The sequence below is a fragment of the Porphyromonas cangingivalis genome (genome assembly GCF_900638305.1).
GTDB lineage: Bacteria > Bacteroidota > Bacteroidia > Bacteroidales > Porphyromonadaceae > Porphyromonas_A > Porphyromonas_A cangingivalis.
The window spans coordinates 2,051,082-2,068,906 of record NZ_LR134506.1 but is presented as its reverse complement, the minus strand read 5'-3'; the positions used below and the strand labels follow the sequence as shown (position 1 = coordinate 2,068,906).

Genomic DNA, 17,825 nt, shown 5'->3' with positions numbered 1-17,825 from the left:
AACTATATAATGGGAGATTTATTCTGATGAGGAAAAAACTATAATCACATATCCTCGCCTATTACTCCATACAGAAGCTTAGACCAAGACCTTTGAGCTCGTGTAGGAGGACATTGAGAGACTCAGGAATGCCCGGTGTAGGCATGGGAGCACCCTTGACGATAGCCTCGTAAGCTTTCGAACGCCCTACGACATCGTCACTCTTGATGGTCAACATCTCCTGAAGGACGTGTGCAGCTCCGTAAGCTTCAAGGGCCCAAACCTCCATCTCTCCGAAACGCTGGCCCCCGAACTGTGCTTTACCACCGAGAGGCTGCTGAGTGATGAGAGAGTAAGGACCGATAGATCTCGCGTGCATCTTGTCGTCGACCATGTGCCCAAGCTTCAAGAAGTATGTCACACCGACAGTCGCAGGCTGGTCAAACTGTTCGCCTGTACCTCCATCGTACAGATAGGTCTTACCATAACGTGGGATGCCGGCCTTGTCTGTCCACTGATCCAAATCATCGAGCGAAGCCCCATCAAAGATCGGAGTAGCAAACTTCACATCAAGACGGCGGCCTGCCCATCCGAGGACAGCCTCAAAAATCTGTCCGAGGTTCATACGCGAAGGCACACCAAGTGGATTGAGACACAAGTCCATAGGAGTACCATCTTCCATAAATGGCATATCCTCCTGACGGACGATTTTGGATACAATACCCTTGTTACCGTGACGTCCCGCCATCTTGTCACCGACCTGGATCTTACGCTTCTTAGCTATAAGCACCTTAGCGATCTGGATGATACCATTGGGGAGTTCGTCACCGATGGTTGCATCAAACTTCTTACGTCTGTACTCAGACTCTATCTCCTTAGCCTTACGCAAGTAATTGGAGATAAGTTTCGCCACGAGTTCATCGGTATGCTCATCACCGGTCCAGTTGAAGATTGCCACTTCGCCAAACTCAATCTTTGAGCACACAGCAGGGGTCAACTTTACACCCTTTGGAACAATCTCGGTGTCTTCGAAGTTACGAATACCGTTGGACAACTTATTATCTGTAAGCTGAATGAGTTTCTTGAGCATGAGCTCTCTCAATTCAGCAAGATTTTCCTCCATCTCCTCGTCAAGCTTCTTGACGATTTCACGGACGCCACCCTTATCCTTCTTACTGTGCATAGCCTTTGAGAAGAGGTGGGTCTTGATGACAACACCACTTAGAGAAGGGTTCGCCTTGAGAGAAGCGTCCTTAACATCACCGGCCTTATCGCCGAAGATCGCATGCAGAAGCTTTTCCTCCGGAGTAGGATCGGACTCTCCCTTAGGAGTGATCTTACCGATAAGGATGTCTCCGGGATGTACACGAGCACCGACACGGATGATACCTCTGTCATCGAGGTCTTTTGTAGCCTCCTCGCTGACATTAGGGATATCCGAAGTGAGTTCTTCGAGCCCACGTTTTGTCTCACGCACCTCCAAGATGTACTCGTCCACGTGTACCGAAGTAAAGATATCTTCACGTACCATGCGTTCGTTGAGCACGATAGCATCCTCATAGTTATACCCCTTCCAAGGCATATAAGCCACCTGCACATTACGTCCAAGAGCCAACTCTCCATTTTCGGTCGAATATCCTTCGGTAAGGATATCCCCCTTCTCCACTCTGTCGCCCTTACGACAAATAGGTCTCAAGTCAATGGTGGTGCTTTGATTGGTTTTGCGGAACTTCGGAAGGTTGTATATTTTGAGATTGTCCTCGAAGCTGACAAATGTATCATCTTCTGAACGATCATATCTGATCTTGATCACAGAAGCATCCACAAACTCAACTGTACCTGCACCCTCTGCGACTATCTGTGTACGAGAGTCATGTACAAGTTTTTGTTCGACACCTGTACCTACGATAGGAGCATCACTATGGATAAGTGGCACAGCTTGACGCATCATGTTCGATCCCATGAGTGCACGGTTAGCATCGTCGTGCTCAAGGAATGGGATAAGAGATGCTGCGATAGAAGCAATCTGTATAGGAGAAACGTCCATCAAGTCGATCTCTGATGGAGACACCACAGGGAAGTCTGAGCCATATCTTGCCTTGACAGCATCCTTGATGAACTTACCATTTTCGTCAAGTGGAGCATTACCCTGTGCGACAGTCTTGTCCTCTTCCGCTTCTGCAGTATAGTATTCGACTCCATTCTCCGAGAAGTCGACCTTACCATCGACCACCTTACGATAAGGGGTGGAGATAAATCCAAGGTCGTTGATCTTAGCATAGACACAGAGAGAGGAAATCAGACCGATGTTTGGTCCTTCAGGAGTCTCGATAGGACAGAGACGACCATAGTGCGTATAGTGTACGTCACGAACCTCGAAACCAGCACGGTCACGGCTCAAACCACCGGGACCAAGGGCTGACAGACGTCTCTTGTGTGTGATCTCAGCCAATGGGTTAGTCTGATCCATAAACTGAGAAAGAGCATTCGTACCAAAGAATGAATTGACAACAGAAGAAATTGTCTTCGCATTGATCAAGTCGATCGGAGTGAAGACTTCGTTGTCTCTGACGTTCATACGCTCTCTCACTGTACGAGCCATACGAGCAAGACCGATGCCGAACTGGTTGTAGAGCTGTTCGCCCACAGTACGTACACGACGGTTACTCAAGTGGTCGATATCATCGACGACCTGCTTGCTGTTCTTCAACTCTACGAGATGAGCAATGATCGCAGTGATATCCTCTGTAGTCAAGACTTTGGTCTCCTCATCGATGTTGATACCGAGCTTCTTGTTGATACGATAACGACCGACATCACCAAGGTCATATCTCTTTTCAGAGAAGAACAAGCTGTTGATCACTTCTCTTGCCGAAGCATCATCAACAGGATCCTGATTACGAAGTTGCTTATATATATGATATACCGCTTCTTTTTCAGAGTTAGAAGGGTCCTTTTGTAGCGTATTTGTGATTACCGAATAGTCCAGACCAAGCTCACTGTCATCCTTGGTGATAAGGATATTCTTTGCGCCGGACTCGATGATCTGATCCACATTATCTTCGGTAAGGAGTTCATCACGATCGACGATGACATCATAGCGTTCCATAGAGACCACTTCACCGGTCTCCTCATCCACAAGATCCTCGATCCATGAGTTAAGCACACGAGCGGCAATTTTGCGCCCGTAGTACTTCTTTAGATTAGACTTACTCACCTTGACTTCTTCAGCGATACCGAAGAGGTTGAGTATGTCCTTATCTGTTTCAAAACCTATTGCACGGAGGAGTGTAGTCACCGGCAACTTTTTCTTACGGTCGATGTAAGCGTACATGACATTATTGATGTCTGTCGCAAACTCGATCCAAGACCCCTTGAATGGGATGATACGGGCAGAGAAAAGCTTTGTCCCGTTTGGATGCACGCTCTCACTGAAGAACACACCGGGCGAACGGTGCATCTGAGATACGACAACACGTTCAGCACCATTGATGATGAACGTACCGGACTCGGTCATATAAGGTATAGGACCGAGATACACATCCTGTATTACCGTTTCGAAGTCCTCATGCTCAGGATCCGTACAATAGAGTTTCATCTTAGCCTTGAGAGGGACATTGTACGTCAATCCCCTCGAAATACACTCATCGAGAGTATACCTTGGAGGATCTATGTAATAGTCCAAAAACTCAAGAACAAAGTTATTTCTCGTATCGTGGATTGGAAAATTCTCTGCAAAGACCTTGTAGAGTCCCTCCTTTTTTCTCTTCTCGGGAGGTGTATCAAGCTGAAGAAAATCCTTGAAAGACTTCAGCTGCACATCCAAGAAGTCAGGATACTCCATTGGATTCTTAATCGATGCAAAGTTTACTCTTTGTGTAGGATTATGTGAGGACATATTAGGGAGTAATTTGTGATAATCAAAAAAGACACGAAAAGGTTAAGAACCCACTTTTGTGGATTCTTAACCATATCCTGTTAGCAAACAGGGCTAAAGGGCGGTTTACTTAAGTTCAACCTCTGCGCCTGCTTCTTCTAGAGCTGCCTTGAGAGCATCAGCTGTAGCCTTGTCTACACCTTCCTTAACTGTTGAAGGAGCGCCGTCTACGATGTCCTTAGCTTCCTTAAGACCAAGACCACAGTGTTCCTTAACTGCCTTTACGACTTGGAGCTTTGCAGCACCTGCAGACTTAAGGATTACGTCGAAAGAAGTCTTTTCTTCAGCAGCTTCACCTGCAGCAGCAGGACCTGCAGCGACAGCAACTGCTGCAGCAGCTGGTTCGATGCCATACTCTTCCTTAAGGATAGTAGCGAGTTCGCTAACTTCTTTTACAGTTAGGTTTACTAGTTGTTCAGCAATAGCTTTGATATCGGCCATTTTCGTATTGTTTTAAGTGTTTATACTTTCTGTTATTTTTAATTACGCTCTTGTAGAGTTTGTAAAACCCCATGGATGGTGTTGCCACCGGATTGAAGTGCAGAGATAACATTCTTCGCAGGAGATTGCAAAAGTGCAACAACGTCTGCGATGAGTTCTTCCTTGCTCTTGATATTTACCAAGGCCTCCAAGTTCTCTGGACCGACGTAGATACTTTCCTGTACATACGCACCCTTGAGTTGAGGCTTTCCTTCACCTTTCTTTTCGTTCTTCGTAAAGTTCTTGATCACCTTAGCAGGCACGTTAGCTGTTTCAGCGAACATAACTGCGGTGTTACCCTTTAGGAGAGGGAAGAGAGGCGCAAATGCTTCTTCATTGACTTGTGACATCGCAAGGCGGAGGAGTGAATTCTTCACTACCATCAACTTCACCTCACTCTTGAAACACTCTCTACGGAGCTCACTTGTCTTATCAGCTGGGAGAGCTTCGATGTCTGTAAGGTAGACATGTGGATATTTACCTATCAACTCGACAAGCTTCTCTACTACTAATACTTTATCTTCCTTTTTCATAATCTACGCGTTTTAAATTTCGTCAATTGATTTTGGATCAATCTTGATACCAAAACTCATAGTACTTGAAAGAAAGATACTCTTAACATAAGTACCCTTTGCAGCTGCTGGTTTGAGCTTGATCAAAGTGTTAACAAACTCCTTTGCATTCTCAGCGATCTTCTCGGGAGAGAAAGACACCTTACCAATAGATGCGTGTACGATACCGGCCTTATCGACCTTGAAGTCGATCTTACCTTGCTTGATTTCAGTGACAGCCGCAGCGACATCGTTAGTCACTGTACCGCTCTTTGGGTTAGGCATGAGACCTCTTGGACCGAGTACACGACCCAAAGCACCGATCTTACCCATGATAGCAGGCATAGTGATGATGACATCAACGTCTGTCCATCCACCTTTGATCTTTTCGATATATTCATCGAGACCAACAAAGTCTGCACCAGCAGCCTTAGCTTCTTCTTCCTTGTCAGGAGTACATAGAGCCAATACTCTTACCTCCTTACCAGTACCATGTGGGAGAGACACAACGCCTCTGACCATTTGGTTGGCTTTACGAGGATCAACGCCCAAGCGAACATCTACATCAACAGAGGCATCAAACTTTGTGGTAGTAATTTCCTTTACTAATGATGATGCTTCCTTAAGAGAGTAGACTTTCCCTGGCTCGATCTTACTCAAAGCAATCTTTTGATTTTTTGTCAGTTTGCTCATAACGTTCAAATCGATTTAGATATTTTCTGGGAAAGTTCCCTTGATACTGATACCCATACTCCTTGCAGTACCTGCTACAAGACGCATAGCAGCAGCCAGCGTAAAGCAGTTAAGGTCTACCATCTTATCCTCAGCGATGCTCTTCACGTCATCCCATGTCAATGTAGCCACCTTTTTACGGTTAGGCTCTGCTGACCCGGATTTCTTCTTAGCTTTCTCAAGGAGTTGGACAGCTACAGGAGGAGTCTTGACAATAAAGTCGAAAGATTTATCGCTGTAATAAGTAATGATTACAGGAAGAACCTTTCCGGCTTTGTCTTGGGTTCTGGCGTTGAATTGCTTGCAAAACTCCATGATATTAACCCCTTTAGCACCAAGTGCAGGGCCTACAGGAGGAGAAGGGTTTGCTGCCCCACCTTTAATTTGCAGTTTGATTTGTCCAGCAATTTCTTTTGCCATGATTAAACAGTTTAGTAATTAAGTAAATTGGTTGGATTTTGAGAAAGCGACCTTATCGAGATATGGCTTAGTTCTCTTTCTCCACTTGCATAAAATCAACTTCCATAAGTGTCTCACGACCGAACACTTTGACGAGGAGCTTGAGTTTCTTCTTTTCATTTTGCACCTCAGTGATCTCTCCGAAAAATCCGGCGAAAGGACCGAAGGCTACTTTTACTTTTTCACCGACGAAGAACTCCAAGTCGAACTCTTCCTCTTGCTCTGTCAGCTTATCCATGACTCCCAACATACGCTTCACCTCCGAAGGGCGAAGAGGAGCGGGATCCGGATTAGCTTCGAGAAAGCCCAAAACATTCGGAGTCGAACGCAGGCGATGTTGCACCTCACCTACGAGCTCAGCTTGGACAAAGACATAGCCCGGATAGTATGGACGATCTTTCGAAACCTTCTTCCCATTGCGTATCTGATAGGTACGCTCCATGGGGATAAGGATGTCGCTCACATACTGCCCGAGGTCAGTGTGCTTCATCTCTTTCTCTATATACTCCTTTACCTGCAACTCCTTACCATTGACGGTACGGAGCACATAGTAATGCCTCTGATTATTGTTAGACATAAACCTACAACAACTCAGATGATTAGTTTATAGATCTGCTTGATGATGACTTCGAATCCCTGGTCCACAAGGAAGACGAATGCCGACATGATTAGGGAAGCAATCAAAACAATGACAGCACTGTTCGAAAGCTCCTTAGCTGTTGGCCATGATACTTTGTATCGAAGTTCATTATAGCACTCGCCTAAGTAAGAAGACAATCTCACAAAGACGTTTTTCTTTTCTATAGCGTTAGGATTAGCCATATTAAAATCCATTTTTTCTTATTGGCACGGGTTGAGAGACTCGAACTCCCGACACCTGGTTTTGGAGACCAGTGCTCTACCAACTGAGCTAAACCCGTATATTTCAGATGAAGTCAGGACTTCCCCACCAAGTCGGCAAACCCGACTTCATCTGATATTTTATTGTTCAGATAAGGTAATCTGATTAGTCTAATAGTTCTGTGATCTGACCGGCACCTACAGTACGTCCACCTTCACGAATAGCGAAACGAAGACCTATGTTACATGCTACCGGATAGATAAGATCTACTGTGATAGATACGTTATCACCTGGCATTACCATTTCAGTACCTTCAGGAAGAGTGATCTCACCTGTCACGTCAAGCGTACGGATGTAGAACTGTGGACGGTACTTGTTGTGGAATGGAGTGTGACGACCACCTTCTTCTTTCTTCAAGATATAGACCTCAGCCTTAAATCTTGAGTGTGGCTTCACCTGACCTGGCTTACAGATAACCATACCTCTCTTGATTTCGTTCTTATCGATACCACGGAGGAGAAGACCTACGTTGTCACCGGCTTGACCTTCATCAAGAATCTTGCGGAACATTTCAACACCGGTTACAACTGACTTCATACCTTCAGCACCAAGACCGATGATCTGAACTTCGTCACCTGTGTGGATGATACCGGTTTCGATACGACCTGTTGCTACAGTACCACGACCTGTGATAGAGAACACGTCTTCAACTGGCATCAAGAATGGCTTATCGATGTCACGTGGAGGAAGTGGAATCCATGTATCAGCAGCTTCCATAAGCTCCATGATCTTGTCTTCCCACTTAGCCTCACCGTTGAGTGCACCAAGAGCAGAACCGCGGATGAATGGAGTATTATCGCCATCGAACTCATAGAATGAGAGCAGCTCACGCATTTCCATTTCAACAAGCTCAAGCATTTCCTCATCTTCGACCATGTCACACTTGTTCATGAATACAACAAGGCGTGGCACGTTCACCTGACGAGCAAGAAGGATGTGCTCACGAGTCTGAGGCATAGGACCATCAGTAGCAGCAACTACGATGATAGCACCGTCCATCTGAGCAGCACCGGTAACCATGTTCTTTACGTAGTCGGCGTGACCTGGACAGTCAACGTGAGCGTAGTGGCGGTTAGCAGTTTCGTACTCAACGTGTGAAGTGTTGATTGTGATACCTCTTTCCTTTTCTTCTGGAGCGTTGTCGATAGAATCGAATGAACGCAATTCCGAGAGACCCTTCTTAGCAAGCACTGTTGTGATCGCAGCAGTCAAGGTAGTCTTACCGTGGTCCACGTGACCGATGGTACCGATGTTCACGTGCGGTTTCGTCCTGTTAAAATGTTCTTTTGCCATAGTTTCAATACAATTATAATTGAGTTAAATAGTCTCTTTTTACTTACTCTGATAGAGCACAACGCCCGCCTATTCTCCTACTTAGGAGACCATGACAACCAGGCATCGCACTCTTCCTGTAGACCGATCAGAGCCGATGCCGGGATTTGAACCCGGGACCTCTTCCTTACCAAGGAAGTGCTCTACCCCTGAGCTACATAGGCATTATTAAAAATTTGGAGCGGAAGACGGGGCTCAAACCCGCGACCCTCAGCTTGGAAGGCTGATGCTCTATCGACTGAGCTACTTCCGCAGTCATTGAAAAGAAGCAGTGGGCAGTGATGGATTCGAACCACCGAAGGCGTAAGCCAGCTGAGTTACAGTCAGCCCCATTTGGCCACTCTGGTAACTGCCCTTAAAGTTTCCTCCTTTTCAATTCTTTGAGCCTCTTGTCGGATTCGAACCAACGACCCCGAGATTACAAATCACGTGCTCTGGCCAACTGAGCTAAAGAGGCAATTATTGTCGTTTGACAACCGACCAACCACCGTAAGCTAACCAAAGCCTGCGCCACAGTGGCTAATCGGTTGCAAAGTTAAGTATTAATTTTTAATCTGCAAATGTTTCGTCTTATTTATTTCCCTCTCACCTTATCCTTATACTTATCGAGCTGCTTCTCCAAAGCCTCGCAAGCCTGATTTACAGCTTCTTCAAAAGTATCGGCCACCTTTTCGGCAAATAGATTATCATCCTTGACAACAAGAGTGATCTTAGCAGACTTATTATGGTTCGTTTCGGGCTTCTCCACACTAAGGAGCACTTCAGCATTGATAATATCGGCATAGAACTTCTCCAGCTTCCCGACTTTCTTCTCTGTATATTGGATCAATTTTTCAGTCGCCTCAAAATTGGTGTGTTGTACTCTTAGTTTCATGATTTCGTTTCTTTTTTTGCTCTTGGATGAGCGTTATACATTCGTTTGAGCTCCTCAAACGTGGTGTGAGTATAGATTGCCGTGGTGGATATAGACTCATGCCCCAAAAGCTCCTTTACACTCATAAGGTCGGCGCCATCATTCAAGAGAGCCGAGGCAAAGCTATGTCTCAACACGTGTGGATTCTTCTTGGTGTATTGTTCCAAAGGAGCGAGTGCCCGACGCACGACCGCATACACATACCCTTCATTGACAGGCACACCTTTGCTGTTGACGATCAAGCGATCAGTAAGAGGATTCCACTCCTGCCTATGACGCAAATATAACTTTATTTTCTCAAGAAGCAAAGCCCCAAAAGGTATAATTCGCTCCTTTTTTCGCTTTCCCAAGACTTTCATCTGACACTGTGCCATATCGATACTCGGGAGGGTCAAAGAAACAAGCTCTGCACGCCTCATACCGGTCTGAAAGAGAAGATCGGTGATGAAAGCATTTTCCAGACGATTCCAGACATCTGAGGAGCCGACCTCCAGACCTTCCTCAAAAAAAAGGTACAAGGTCTCGATATGATCAGTAAGCGTGGCAGCATCCACAAATGGAGGTAGACTCTTACGACTTTTCGGAGGCTGTACGGTCGCAAAGGGATTAGACTTCACCTCCCCCTGCTTAAGTAGATAATCATAAAGCCCACGGATGGCACTCATCCTGCGATGTATGGTACGAGGAGCATCCCCTTGCTCGGCAAATCCGATGACAGCCTTGCGTGCCATACGTTTATCCACTGCATTGATGTACCTCACCACAGCTTCTCCATCATCAGGGTCGATACCCTGCATCCTCAACCACTTGAGGAGATCTCCCCGATAAGCAACGAGAGTATGAGACGAAGCCCCCTTCTCATATGCCAAATGAGCAGTGAAGTCTTCTATGATATCTTGTACTTTCATCACAATAAAAAAAACTTCGATCAGTATTCTCTCAACAACCATTCGGCAAAGAAGTGATCATACACCCGATAGCTCTCACCCTCCGATACGACCAAGTCATGTTTAATGAGAGACTTCATGGCTGCCTGCACCGAACTTGCCGAAGAAAGATTATACTTTCTTATAAAAGCGGATGAAGTCACACCTTGCGCTTCACCCTCTCGAGCAATAGCCTGCAAGACCAGCTTCTGCTTCGGAGCCAAACGAGCCAAAATATCCTTATAGACATGCGCCTGCACTTGGATGATGTTCTCTCGGGCGACCTCCAACTTCTCAAGTCCACACCTACCACCCTCAGGTGTGAGAGCGAAAAGCTCATTCATCATCATCTGAACAAACCATGTCGCTCCGCCAAAAAGGTTGTACACCTTCTCCACAACCACTCTATCAACCAAGCGTCCACATTCGGCAAAAAGACGCTCCGCAAAATCGGCATAAACATCCATCGGGATAGCGTCAAGCCCCATGGTAATAGCACTCTGATAGAAGGGCTTCGACGACGAATTGAACATATTACTCATCAGATGTTGCTTACTACCGGCAAAGATGAAAGAAGTCTGCTTACAACGCTGTATCTTAGTGCGCAAGAGTGCCTCCACACTATTACCCTCATAAGTCCCGACCTGCTGAAACTCATCGATTGCAACAATACAAGGCTTATCCGCAGTCTCCAGATACTCGAAGATCTCATCGAGGGTAGTCTGTGGTGTCTGAATATCCCCAAGCCCGATATCGAATGTCGGCTCTCCGGTGAGGGCATCGAGCCTGAACCCCATACGCAAAGATGTGACAATCTGAAAAAAGCCCTCTGCCCAACGGGTTTTCTTGGGTTTAAGTTCCTCATATATTGTCTTACCGAGCAGATACACAAACTCCGCCAATGATGTCGTTGCATAGATGTCCACAAAGAAAGTATGGTAACGCTCCCTCACTCGTTCTTGCGCAAAACAGTGCTGTATCAGCCCCGTCTTTCCCATACGACGAGCCGCCACAAGAGCAACATTGCGACCATTGTCTATCTGCTTGATCAGAAAAGCTGTCTCCTCTTCTCTATCACAGAAATACCTGTCCGAAACATATTTCCCCAACACAAAGGGGTTCATGACCATATCTTTTCCCATAATTTCAGATATCATTTATTGCAAATATAATAATCAAGATCACAATAACCACGAATCCATCACCCTTATTTTTCATCGGGCTCAAAAATCTCCGGCATAAAGAATCTCTCAAACTCAAGTTCCCACAACACCTTTACCACCTGATGCAGAATGACACATCCCTCAGATAGAAGCCTTCAAATCCCCGTACTATTCTTCCAAATAAGGTGCTTTTATATCTGAAATATATGTAGTATCTTTGGCTGACTGTTACTCTGACAAGGAGCTTCTCGATATGCAAAGATTATCACAACTAAATATCTAACTTTTATCATTTACAACTATGAATTTTCCTGAAAATCTAAAGTACACTAAGGATCACGAATGGATCAGACTCGAAGGTGATGTAGCTTACATGGGTATCACTGATTTCGCTCAGAAAGAGCTCGGTGAAATCGTCTATGTAGACGTGGATACAGTAGGCGACACCCTCAACGCAGACGATGCTTTCGGTTCGATCGAAGCAGTGAAGACTGTATCAGACCTCTTCACTCCTGTGGCTATCGAAGTCCTCGAAGTGAACGAAGCTCTCGAAGATGCTCCCGAACTTGTCAACGAAGACCCATACGGTAAGGGTTGGATCGTGAAGGTTAAGGTCATCGAGCCATCAGAAGTCGATGGTCTCCTCTCTGCTGCTGCTTATCAGGATCTTATCAAACAATGAAACCTGTCGTAAGTATCATCATGGGGAGCACATCCGATCTCCCATTGATGAAAAAGGCTATGGAGCTCCTTGAGGAGATGCAGGTGCCTTTCGAGGTACATGCCCTCTCAGCTCATCGCACACCCAAAGAGGTCGAAGAGTTTGCGACAGGTGCCGAAAGCAGAGGGATCAAGGTCATCATCGCTGCAGCAGGCATGGCGGCACACCTCTGCGGGGTGATCGCCTCCATGACGACACTGCCGGTCATTGGTGTCCCCATCAGTGCTTCACTCGAAGGCCTTGACGCACTTCTTGCCATCGTACAGATGCCTCCGGGTGTCCCCGTGGCGACAGTAGGCATCAATGCTTCACACAACGCCGCACTCCTCGCAGTACAGATGCTTTCCCTCTCGGATACAGATCTGGCTCGTCGCTATGCTCAGTACAAAGAAGACCTCAAGGTCAAGATCATCAAGGCGAACGAAGAGCTCTCCGGCATCAAATATACTTACAAGACAAACTGATAAAGCCTCTTCTCAGGCAATACCAAAGGCAGTGTCAAACGATTACGTTTGACACTGCCTTTTTTGGACATCGACTTGAGGACATTACGCTAGACCCTTTGCCTCAAGTGCCAACAACTGCCAAAGATATCGGGCTATTGTTGCATGGGGTGTGGTCTTCAGAGCTTCGGTGTAGAGCTTTTGGGCTTGTCGCTTGAATGAGGGCTGTCGGGAGACTTTCTGAACGCATCGGGCAATATGTGAAGCCTTCCATCTGTGTTGGGGAATACGTATTGCCGAACCGAAGTTTTGGAGATTGTCGAGATTGATTTTCTGTTCGGGCTGTGTTGCGATCCCAACGAGTGGTGTTTGGCTCATGATTGCCGTTTGCAGTGTTCCCTGACCGCCGTGACAGACAACCACGTCCACCTGCTTGTTGATATCAAGTGCAGGGACAAACTTGTCCGTGATGTACACATTTGGATTTTGAGAAACGGCCTTTGCCTCCTCAATGGGACAAATCCCCTTGGGCGAAAGGATGATACCACTCCATTCATGACCAATAGGGGTATCAAACAACTTGACAACCTCGATGAGAGCCTTTTTATTGCCCGAACTACCCAGTGTGCAGTAAACTTTCAGGCGACTATTTTCCCGACTGAGGATATCCCTAATCTGTGGTTCCTCGATGTCACTTTGAGTCGGAGCGGAGAAGACCGGGCCGGTAAAAAGAAACTCTTTCGGAAAGGAGCCTTGATCATAAAATATAGGGAAATCGTTGATGAGGTAGAGGCCGGATCTGAGCATGGTGAAAATGTTTGTCAGGTCCTCACCTTGCCACCCCAGACTAAGAGCAGCTCGACGGATATTACTGTGTCGAAGAGCAGGTAGACGTCCACGCATCCCCTTCGGTACATGACGTATGATGAACCTTTGCCACCCGAGAGGCAGGCGTGACAGCAGCATCTCGTCGGGGAAGGAGGTCAGCATATCCATAAAACTCTCCGTGAGCGGGATAGGTAAGAAGCAAGCATGGGGAGTATTCGGGATAACCATCCTGCGAGCGATACTCCCGACAGGCCAAAAACCATGTATAAGCAGGTCGGGGCAATAGTCTTTGTAGACATTCATTTCACTCGCAATAAGCTGCTTGGCAAGAGTAGGGTCTCCGATAAGCTCGCCAAACTTGGATCGAAAGTCTTCTTGGTATTGAAGACCCTCAAACCTCGGGCTTGCCTCATAGATCTGAAATCCTTCATCCCTTGCGACCTGCTCGAAGCGGCTTCCTCTCGAAACAAATGTAATCTCAGGGATGATACCTTCTGGAGCAGAGTCTCTCAATACCTTGGCAATCTCAATGGCTCTGGTCGCATCCCCGGCATTCTGAAATATCGTCGCAATCAGTATCTTGACATTTCGCATATCGGATGTATTTTTTTATGAAGACTGATCTTTGGGCTAAAGGTACACAAATATATGAGAGGTTATTTTTAACAGCTTCGAAATATAAGACTGATCTTTCGTCGCTTCTTCATGAGGATAGAATTCAAGTCTCATTGACAAGACATATTTGACACAGGGAAAAAGGGATAAGAAAAACGGTCTTGCACACGTGGCAAGACCGCTTGGTATTTATAGTGAGGCTCGGGAAACTGACGGAGAACAGAATGCTTTCTGTCACAGGGCAGAAAAGATTCTGTCGGCGTACAGAGAGTGTTCTGTCGAGAGACAGAAAGTGCCCAAAACTTGGGAGCAGCTTTAGAAATTTATCACTTTGAAAGGAGGGCTTTGACAATGTCTGCGATGAGCTTACCATCGGCACGACCACTGAGAGCTTTTGTCGCTGCACCCATGACTTGCCCCATGCCTTTCATGTCGCTGACACCCAACTGGGCGATGATGGCACTGACCTCGGCACGCACCTCGTCTTCCGAAAGTTGTTGAGGGAGATACTCCTTGAGAGCTTCAGCCTGCGCCTCCTCGACCTCCGCAAGATCCGGACGAGACTGCTCACGATAGATCTTGGCACTCTCTTCACGTTGCTTGACGAGTTTAGCGATGATCTGAAGAGCCTTTACATCCTCCAGCTTGCCACCGGCGTCCTTTGCAGTAAGGGCTTCGAGGAACTCTTTCTTGACGGCTCTGAGGGCTTCCAGTCTCACCTTCTCTTTTGCCAACATGGCTTTCTTGATCTCGTCGTTGATCTTTTCGACTAATGTACTCATATTTTGTCTCTTTCTTTTGTATTTATCATCTGCCGAACATGATGAGTTCGTCATCGAGTTCGGGTTCATCATTCTTCGTATTTTCAGGCTCCATCACAGGTACTTCTTCATGAATGGGTTGGTGAGAACCGACTCTTTGTGTCTCCTCTTTATTGGTCTGAGACTTCTCGCCTGCGCCCTTGCGTCCGGCTCGATAACGATCGACCGTATTGCTACTACGCTTGAGTGTAGGCGTGTCGCAGATCATGGAGATAAACGTCTCGTCCTCCAACTCGTCCACGGTAAAGATGACCGAAGTCTCAGTACGGAACGTGGTCTCGCCCTTCATCTCGTCTCCGTAATACTCCTTGATCTTCTCCATCGCAGTCTCATCGGTGATGAGTGTCTGAACATCGAAGCCTGAAGCAAGAAGTGTCACTCTGACCTGATCGCCGAGACTCTCATCCTTGCCACAACCCCAGATGAAGTCATAATCTCCGAGGATACGTGCCATGAAACTATTGAGGTGATCAAAGACCTCAGTGTCCGGCTGAGACTGCTCGCTGTAAGTGATATAAAGAAGGACACGAGAAGCCTTCTGAAAGTTACTCGTATTGACCAAGGGAGAGTGAAGGGCATCTTTGATCGCATCGTAGACGCTGTTCGGCCCGGATGCGAAGCCTCTGCTGATGATCGCAAGACCACCGTTGGTCAGGATTGTGGAAACGTCGGCAAAGTCTACATTGATGTCTCCCTCGTCCGTCACAAGTTCGGATATCGATCTCGCCGCCGTGGTGAGAGTCTCATCGGCACGCTTGAAGGCTTCGCTGACCTTGAGATCCGGATAGACCTTGCGGAGGAGTTCATTCTTGATGACAAGGATGGCATCGACATTTTGGCTCATCTCCTCTACCCCCTTGATGGCTTGCAAGATCTTGCGCTGACCCTCAAAGAGGAAGGGTATCGTCACGATCCCCACGGTGAGGATCCCCATCTCCTTGGCTATGCGAGCGATGACAGGAGCAGCCCCCGTACCTGTACCACCACCCATACCGGCAGTGATGAAGACCATACGAGTACCATCGGAGAGTGCCTTGCGGATGTCCTCCTTACTCTCCTCGGCCGCCTGCTGAGCACGCTCGGGGCGGTTCCCTGCACCAAGGCCCATCGTTATCTTCTCCCCGATGCAGAGAGTGGTCGGGATGCGACTCTTGTTGAGGTGCTGACGGTCGGTGTTGCACAGCAAGAAGCTGACATCCTTGATATGCTGATCGTACATGTGGTTGACGGCGTTACCGCCACCACCACCTACCCCTATCACTTTGATGATAGAAGTGTTTGCCTCTCTCTTGTTATTGATATGTAATAGTTTGTCTTCCATACTTAATCTTCTTCAACAGGTATCAACCAGCCCAATAGCTTATCCACGACGCCCTTTGCACCACTGTTTTTGGAGGAAGGTTTGGACGAGACCTTCTTTGAGCCACCCTTACCTCCGGCTTTGATGACATCGATTGGTTTTTCCTCAGGTGGAGGCAACTCGTCTTCGGAGAAGAGCGGTTGTTGCTCACCTTCACGGCTATTGATGTAGTCATCTTCGGGATAAGAATTATCCTGCACAAGGGACTCAGCAGTTTGCTGTGTCTGCTCTACGAAAGGCCTCTCGACACAATCCTCCGACGCATAGTCGATCATTGCGTAGAGGAGGTGCAACTTGGGGTTGTTGATGTAAGGAGTATTCTGTCTGTGATTGGGGATAAGTGCCGAAGCCACCTCGACCTTCATCTTGAGGGTCTCGTCCAATCTCTCCAAAAATCCTCTCATTTCCGACCCACCACCCGTGACGACAATACCACCACCGATGTCGTCGGGCTTGATCATATCCTTGAGATGATGGACGACATTGTCGATGATCTCCTTGGTACGAGCCTCGATGAACCTGCACAGCTCATACTTCGAGATCTGCTTGGTCGAAAGTTTGTCCGCAGCATTGACCTCGATCATCGACTTGTCACTGGCCTCAGCTATCGCCGATCCGTCCTGCTTCTTGATGCGCTCCGCCTCACTCTCCGTGATGTGCATGGCCATGATGTCCTTGGTGATATTTTGAGCACCGAGGGGGATCACACGTATGCCGGTAAGGAGCTCGTTTCGAAAGACACATATCGTCGTACTGCCACTACCGAAGTCGATGAGTACACAACCCAGCTTTTTCTGATCCTCATTGAGGAACGTCTTGCTCAGCACGAGAGGGGCAATGGGTAGTCCGGCAAGCTCGAGATTGAGCTTTCGTTCGACGACATTCTCGACATTGCTGCGTATCTGAGGGTTCGCCACGATAAGCTGAAACTTGGCATCGATCTTGAGTGCCTGCACCCCTATGGGCGAAGTCGTATAATTGCTATTGATGAAGTATTGAGGAGAGTCTATAAGGAGTCTCTCGTACTTGTCATGTGAGAAGCTCTCGACCTGACTGTACAAAGTCTCTATATCCTCCTTCGTGATCTCGTGAGGCGTGTCAAAGGCTAACGACTCGATATGCCGGACGGTGCGCAGCGTATGCCCCCCAATGTTCGAATAAACCTTGGTGATACGCTTTCCGTACAGTTTTTCGAGACGAGAGATGACCGACTGTGCTTTCTGCGCAGCCTTCTCCATATTGTAGATGACGCCCCTCTTGATACAATCATCGGAGGGCTCGTCGGCATAGTAGAGGATGTCAAACTGACCGTCGGCCAACTTCTCAGCCAACGCTCCCTTAATGACAGAGGTCCCAAAGTCAATGACGACTACTGTGGTGGTGCTATTTTGTTGCATTTAAAGATATGTGGAGAGTGTTAGATTGGGGCGACAAGGGTCGAAAAAAATACTCGTAAAAACACATATTTTTGTCCCTCCTGCGCCTTCAAGCAAATATAAAACTTTTCTGCCAACCACAGGGGGCATTTATAACACTTTTTTTTGACACCAGGTTGATTTTTATGGCTTTGGATAAGAGAAGAAAGAGTATGAGCCGTTTTTTTGCGATGACAGACCGAAACCATCCGTCATCGATGATATCGTAGCGAAAAAAGCATACATTCG

General features: G+C 47.1%; 17 protein-coding genes and 5 tRNA genes. 2 read left to right on the top strand and 20 right to left on the bottom strand.

The window, feature by feature from the left end; all coding sequences use genetic code 11:
* Positions 1–61: 61 nt before the first annotated feature.
* The 16 genes from rpoB to EL262_RS08585 form a co-directional block, all read right to left on the bottom strand.
* On the bottom strand, positions 62–3,877 hold the full coding sequence (rpoB, locus tag EL262_RS08660) for a DNA-directed RNA polymerase subunit beta (RefSeq protein ID WP_078735471.1): 3,816 nt from the start codon (positions 3,875–3,877) through the stop codon (positions 62–64).
* 105 nt (positions 3,878–3,982) lie between these two features.
* Positions 3,983–4,357, bottom strand: coding sequence for a 50S ribosomal protein L7/L12 (gene rplL / locus EL262_RS08655; protein WP_025836735.1), 375 nt, complete (start codon positions 4,355–4,357; stop codon positions 3,983–3,985).
* Positions 4,358–4,395: 38 nt separating this feature from the next.
* Positions 4,396–4,929 carry a 50S ribosomal protein L10 gene (rplJ, locus tag EL262_RS08650; RefSeq protein ID WP_025836733.1) on the bottom strand — a complete coding sequence of 178 codons (534 nt, stop codon included), beginning with the start codon at positions 4,927–4,929 and terminating at the stop codon, positions 4,396–4,398.
* Positions 4,930–4,941: 12 nt separating this feature from the next.
* The gene (rplA, locus tag EL262_RS08645) at positions 4,942–5,640 is read right to left on the bottom strand and encodes a 50S ribosomal protein L1 (RefSeq protein WP_025836731.1); all 699 of its coding nucleotides are present in this window, start codon (positions 5,638–5,640) and stop codon (positions 4,942–4,944) included.
* 15 nt (positions 5,641–5,655) lie between these two features.
* On the bottom strand, positions 5,656–6,099 hold the full coding sequence (rplK, locus tag EL262_RS08640) for a 50S ribosomal protein L11 (protein ID WP_025836730.1): 444 nt from the start codon (positions 6,097–6,099) through the stop codon (positions 5,656–5,658).
* 67 nt (positions 6,100–6,166) lie between these two features.
* Positions 6,167–6,715 carry a transcription termination/antitermination protein NusG gene (nusG, locus tag EL262_RS08635; protein WP_025836728.1) on the bottom strand — a complete coding sequence of 183 codons (549 nt, stop codon included), beginning with the start codon at positions 6,713–6,715 and terminating at the stop codon, positions 6,167–6,169.
* A gap of 14 nt (positions 6,716–6,729) precedes the next feature.
* Positions 6,730–6,960 (bottom strand): preprotein translocase subunit SecE, encoded by a 231-nt coding sequence (gene secE, locus EL262_RS08630; protein ID WP_025836726.1) that lies wholly within the window; start codon positions 6,958–6,960, stop codon positions 6,730–6,732.
* Between the two features lie 22 nt (positions 6,961–6,982).
* Positions 6,983–7,058, bottom strand: a tRNA-Trp gene (locus EL262_RS08625).
* Positions 7,059–7,144: 86 nt separating this feature from the next.
* Positions 7,145–8,332, bottom strand: a complete 1,188-nt coding sequence (tuf, locus tag EL262_RS08620; RefSeq protein ID WP_025836724.1) for an elongation factor Tu — start codon at positions 8,330–8,332, stop codon at positions 7,145–7,147.
* A 131-nt stretch (positions 8,333–8,463) separates the two neighbouring features.
* A tRNA-Thr gene (locus tag EL262_RS08615) sits at positions 8,464–8,535 on the bottom strand.
* 13 nt (positions 8,536–8,548) lie between these two features.
* Positions 8,549–8,624, bottom strand: a tRNA-Gly gene (locus EL262_RS08610).
* Between the two features lie 19 nt (positions 8,625–8,643).
* Positions 8,644–8,726, bottom strand: a tRNA-Tyr gene (locus EL262_RS08605).
* A gap of 28 nt (positions 8,727–8,754) precedes the next feature.
* A tRNA-Thr gene (locus EL262_RS08600) sits at positions 8,755–8,828 on the bottom strand.
* A gap of 117 nt (positions 8,829–8,945) precedes the next feature.
* Complete coding sequence (hpf, locus tag EL262_RS08595) at positions 8,946–9,245, bottom strand: ribosome hibernation-promoting factor, HPF/YfiA family (protein WP_025836722.1); 300 nt, start codon at positions 9,243–9,245, stop codon at positions 8,946–8,948.
* On the bottom strand, positions 9,242–10,192 hold the full coding sequence (locus EL262_RS08590) for a tyrosine-type recombinase/integrase (RefSeq protein WP_126464410.1): 951 nt from the start codon (positions 10,190–10,192) through the stop codon (positions 9,242–9,244). Before EL262_RS08590 ends, hpf begins: the two co-directional genes overlap by 4 nt.
* 20 nt (positions 10,193–10,212) lie before the next feature.
* Complete coding sequence (locus tag EL262_RS08585; RefSeq protein ID WP_025836718.1) at positions 10,213–11,352, bottom strand: AAA family ATPase; 1,140 nt, start codon at positions 11,350–11,352, stop codon at positions 10,213–10,215.
* Positions 11,353–11,674: 322 nt separating this feature from the next.
* Here EL262_RS08585 and gcvH point away from each other — a divergent pair, with 322 nt between their 5' ends.
* Both gcvH and purE read left to right on the top strand, forming a co-directional pair.
* Positions 11,675–12,055 (top strand): glycine cleavage system protein GcvH, encoded by a 381-nt coding sequence (gcvH, locus tag EL262_RS08580; protein WP_025836714.1) that lies wholly within the window; start codon positions 11,675–11,677, stop codon positions 12,053–12,055.
* Positions 12,052–12,558, top strand: a complete 507-nt coding sequence (purE, locus tag EL262_RS08575) for a 5-(carboxyamino)imidazole ribonucleotide mutase (protein WP_025836712.1) — start codon at positions 12,052–12,054, stop codon at positions 12,556–12,558. Before gcvH ends, purE begins: the two co-directional genes overlap by 4 nt.
* 84 nt (positions 12,559–12,642) lie before the next feature.
* Here the strand turns inward: purE and EL262_RS08570 are convergent, their stop codons facing one another.
* From EL262_RS08570 to ftsA, 4 genes are all read right to left on the bottom strand, one after another.
* Positions 12,643–13,959 (bottom strand): glycosyltransferase, encoded by a 1,317-nt coding sequence (locus tag EL262_RS08570; RefSeq protein ID WP_078735470.1) that lies wholly within the window; start codon positions 13,957–13,959, stop codon positions 12,643–12,645.
* Between the two features lie 347 nt (positions 13,960–14,306).
* Complete coding sequence (locus EL262_RS08565) at positions 14,307–14,762, bottom strand: GatB/YqeY domain-containing protein (protein ID WP_025836709.1); 456 nt, start codon at positions 14,760–14,762, stop codon at positions 14,307–14,309.
* Positions 14,763–14,787: 25 nt separating this feature from the next.
* Positions 14,788–16,122, bottom strand: a complete 1,335-nt coding sequence (gene ftsZ, locus EL262_RS08560; protein ID WP_025836708.1) for a cell division protein FtsZ — start codon at positions 16,120–16,122, stop codon at positions 14,788–14,790.
* 2 nt (positions 16,123–16,124) lie between these two features.
* Positions 16,125–17,558, bottom strand: coding sequence for a cell division protein FtsA (gene ftsA, locus EL262_RS08555; RefSeq protein WP_025836707.1), 1,434 nt, complete (start codon positions 17,556–17,558; stop codon positions 16,125–16,127).
* Positions 17,559–17,825: the final 267 nt, after the last annotated feature.

Excerpts from the sequence above, each read along its gene's own strand:
- rpoB (WP_078735471.1), bottom strand. The coding sequence starts at position 3,877 with ATGTCCTCACATAATCCTACACAAAGAGTAAACTTTGCATCGATTAAG.
- rplL (WP_025836735.1), bottom strand. The coding sequence starts at position 4,357 with ATGGCCGATATCAAAGCTATTGCTGAACAACTAGTAAACCTAACTGTA.
- rplJ (WP_025836733.1), bottom strand. The coding sequence starts at position 4,929 with ATGAAAAAGGAAGATAAAGTATTAGTAGTAGAGAAGCTTGTCGAGTTG.
- rplA (WP_025836731.1), bottom strand. The coding sequence starts at position 5,640 with ATGAGCAAACTGACAAAAAATCAAAAGATTGCTTTGAGTAAGATCGAG.
- rplK (WP_025836730.1), bottom strand. The coding sequence starts at position 6,099 with ATGGCAAAAGAAATTGCTGGACAAATCAAACTGCAAATTAAAGGTGGG.
- nusG (WP_025836728.1), bottom strand. The coding sequence starts at position 6,715 with ATGTCTAACAATAATCAGAGGCATTACTATGTGCTCCGTACCGTCAAT.
- secE (WP_025836726.1), bottom strand. The coding sequence starts at position 6,960 with ATGGCTAATCCTAACGCTATAGAAAAGAAAAACGTCTTTGTGAGATTG.
- tuf (WP_025836724.1), bottom strand. The coding sequence starts at position 8,332 with ATGGCAAAAGAACATTTTAACAGGACGAAACCGCACGTGAACATCGGT.
- hpf (WP_025836722.1), bottom strand. The coding sequence starts at position 9,245 with ATGAAACTAAGAGTACAACACACCAATTTTGAGGCGACTGAAAAATTG.
- EL262_RS08590 (WP_126464410.1), bottom strand. The coding sequence starts at position 10,192 with ATGAAAGTACAAGATATCATAGAAGACTTCACTGCTCATTTGGCATAT.
- EL262_RS08585 (WP_025836718.1), bottom strand. The coding sequence starts at position 11,352 with ATGGGAAAAGATATGGTCATGAACCCCTTTGTGTTGGGGAAATATGTT.
- gcvH (WP_025836714.1), top strand. The coding sequence starts at position 11,675 with ATGAATTTTCCTGAAAATCTAAAGTACACTAAGGATCACGAATGGATC.
- purE (WP_025836712.1), top strand. The coding sequence starts at position 12,052 with ATGAAACCTGTCGTAAGTATCATCATGGGGAGCACATCCGATCTCCCA.
- EL262_RS08570 (WP_078735470.1), bottom strand. The coding sequence starts at position 13,959 with ATGCGAAATGTCAAGATACTGATTGCGACGATATTTCAGAATGCCGGG.
- EL262_RS08565 (WP_025836709.1), bottom strand. The coding sequence starts at position 14,762 with ATGAGTACATTAGTCGAAAAGATCAACGACGAGATCAAGAAAGCCATG.
- ftsZ (WP_025836708.1), bottom strand. The coding sequence starts at position 16,122 with ATGGAAGACAAACTATTACATATCAATAACAAGAGAGAGGCAAACACT.
- ftsA (WP_025836707.1), bottom strand. The coding sequence starts at position 17,558 with ATGCAACAAAATAGCACCACCACAGTAGTCGTCATTGACTTTGGGACC.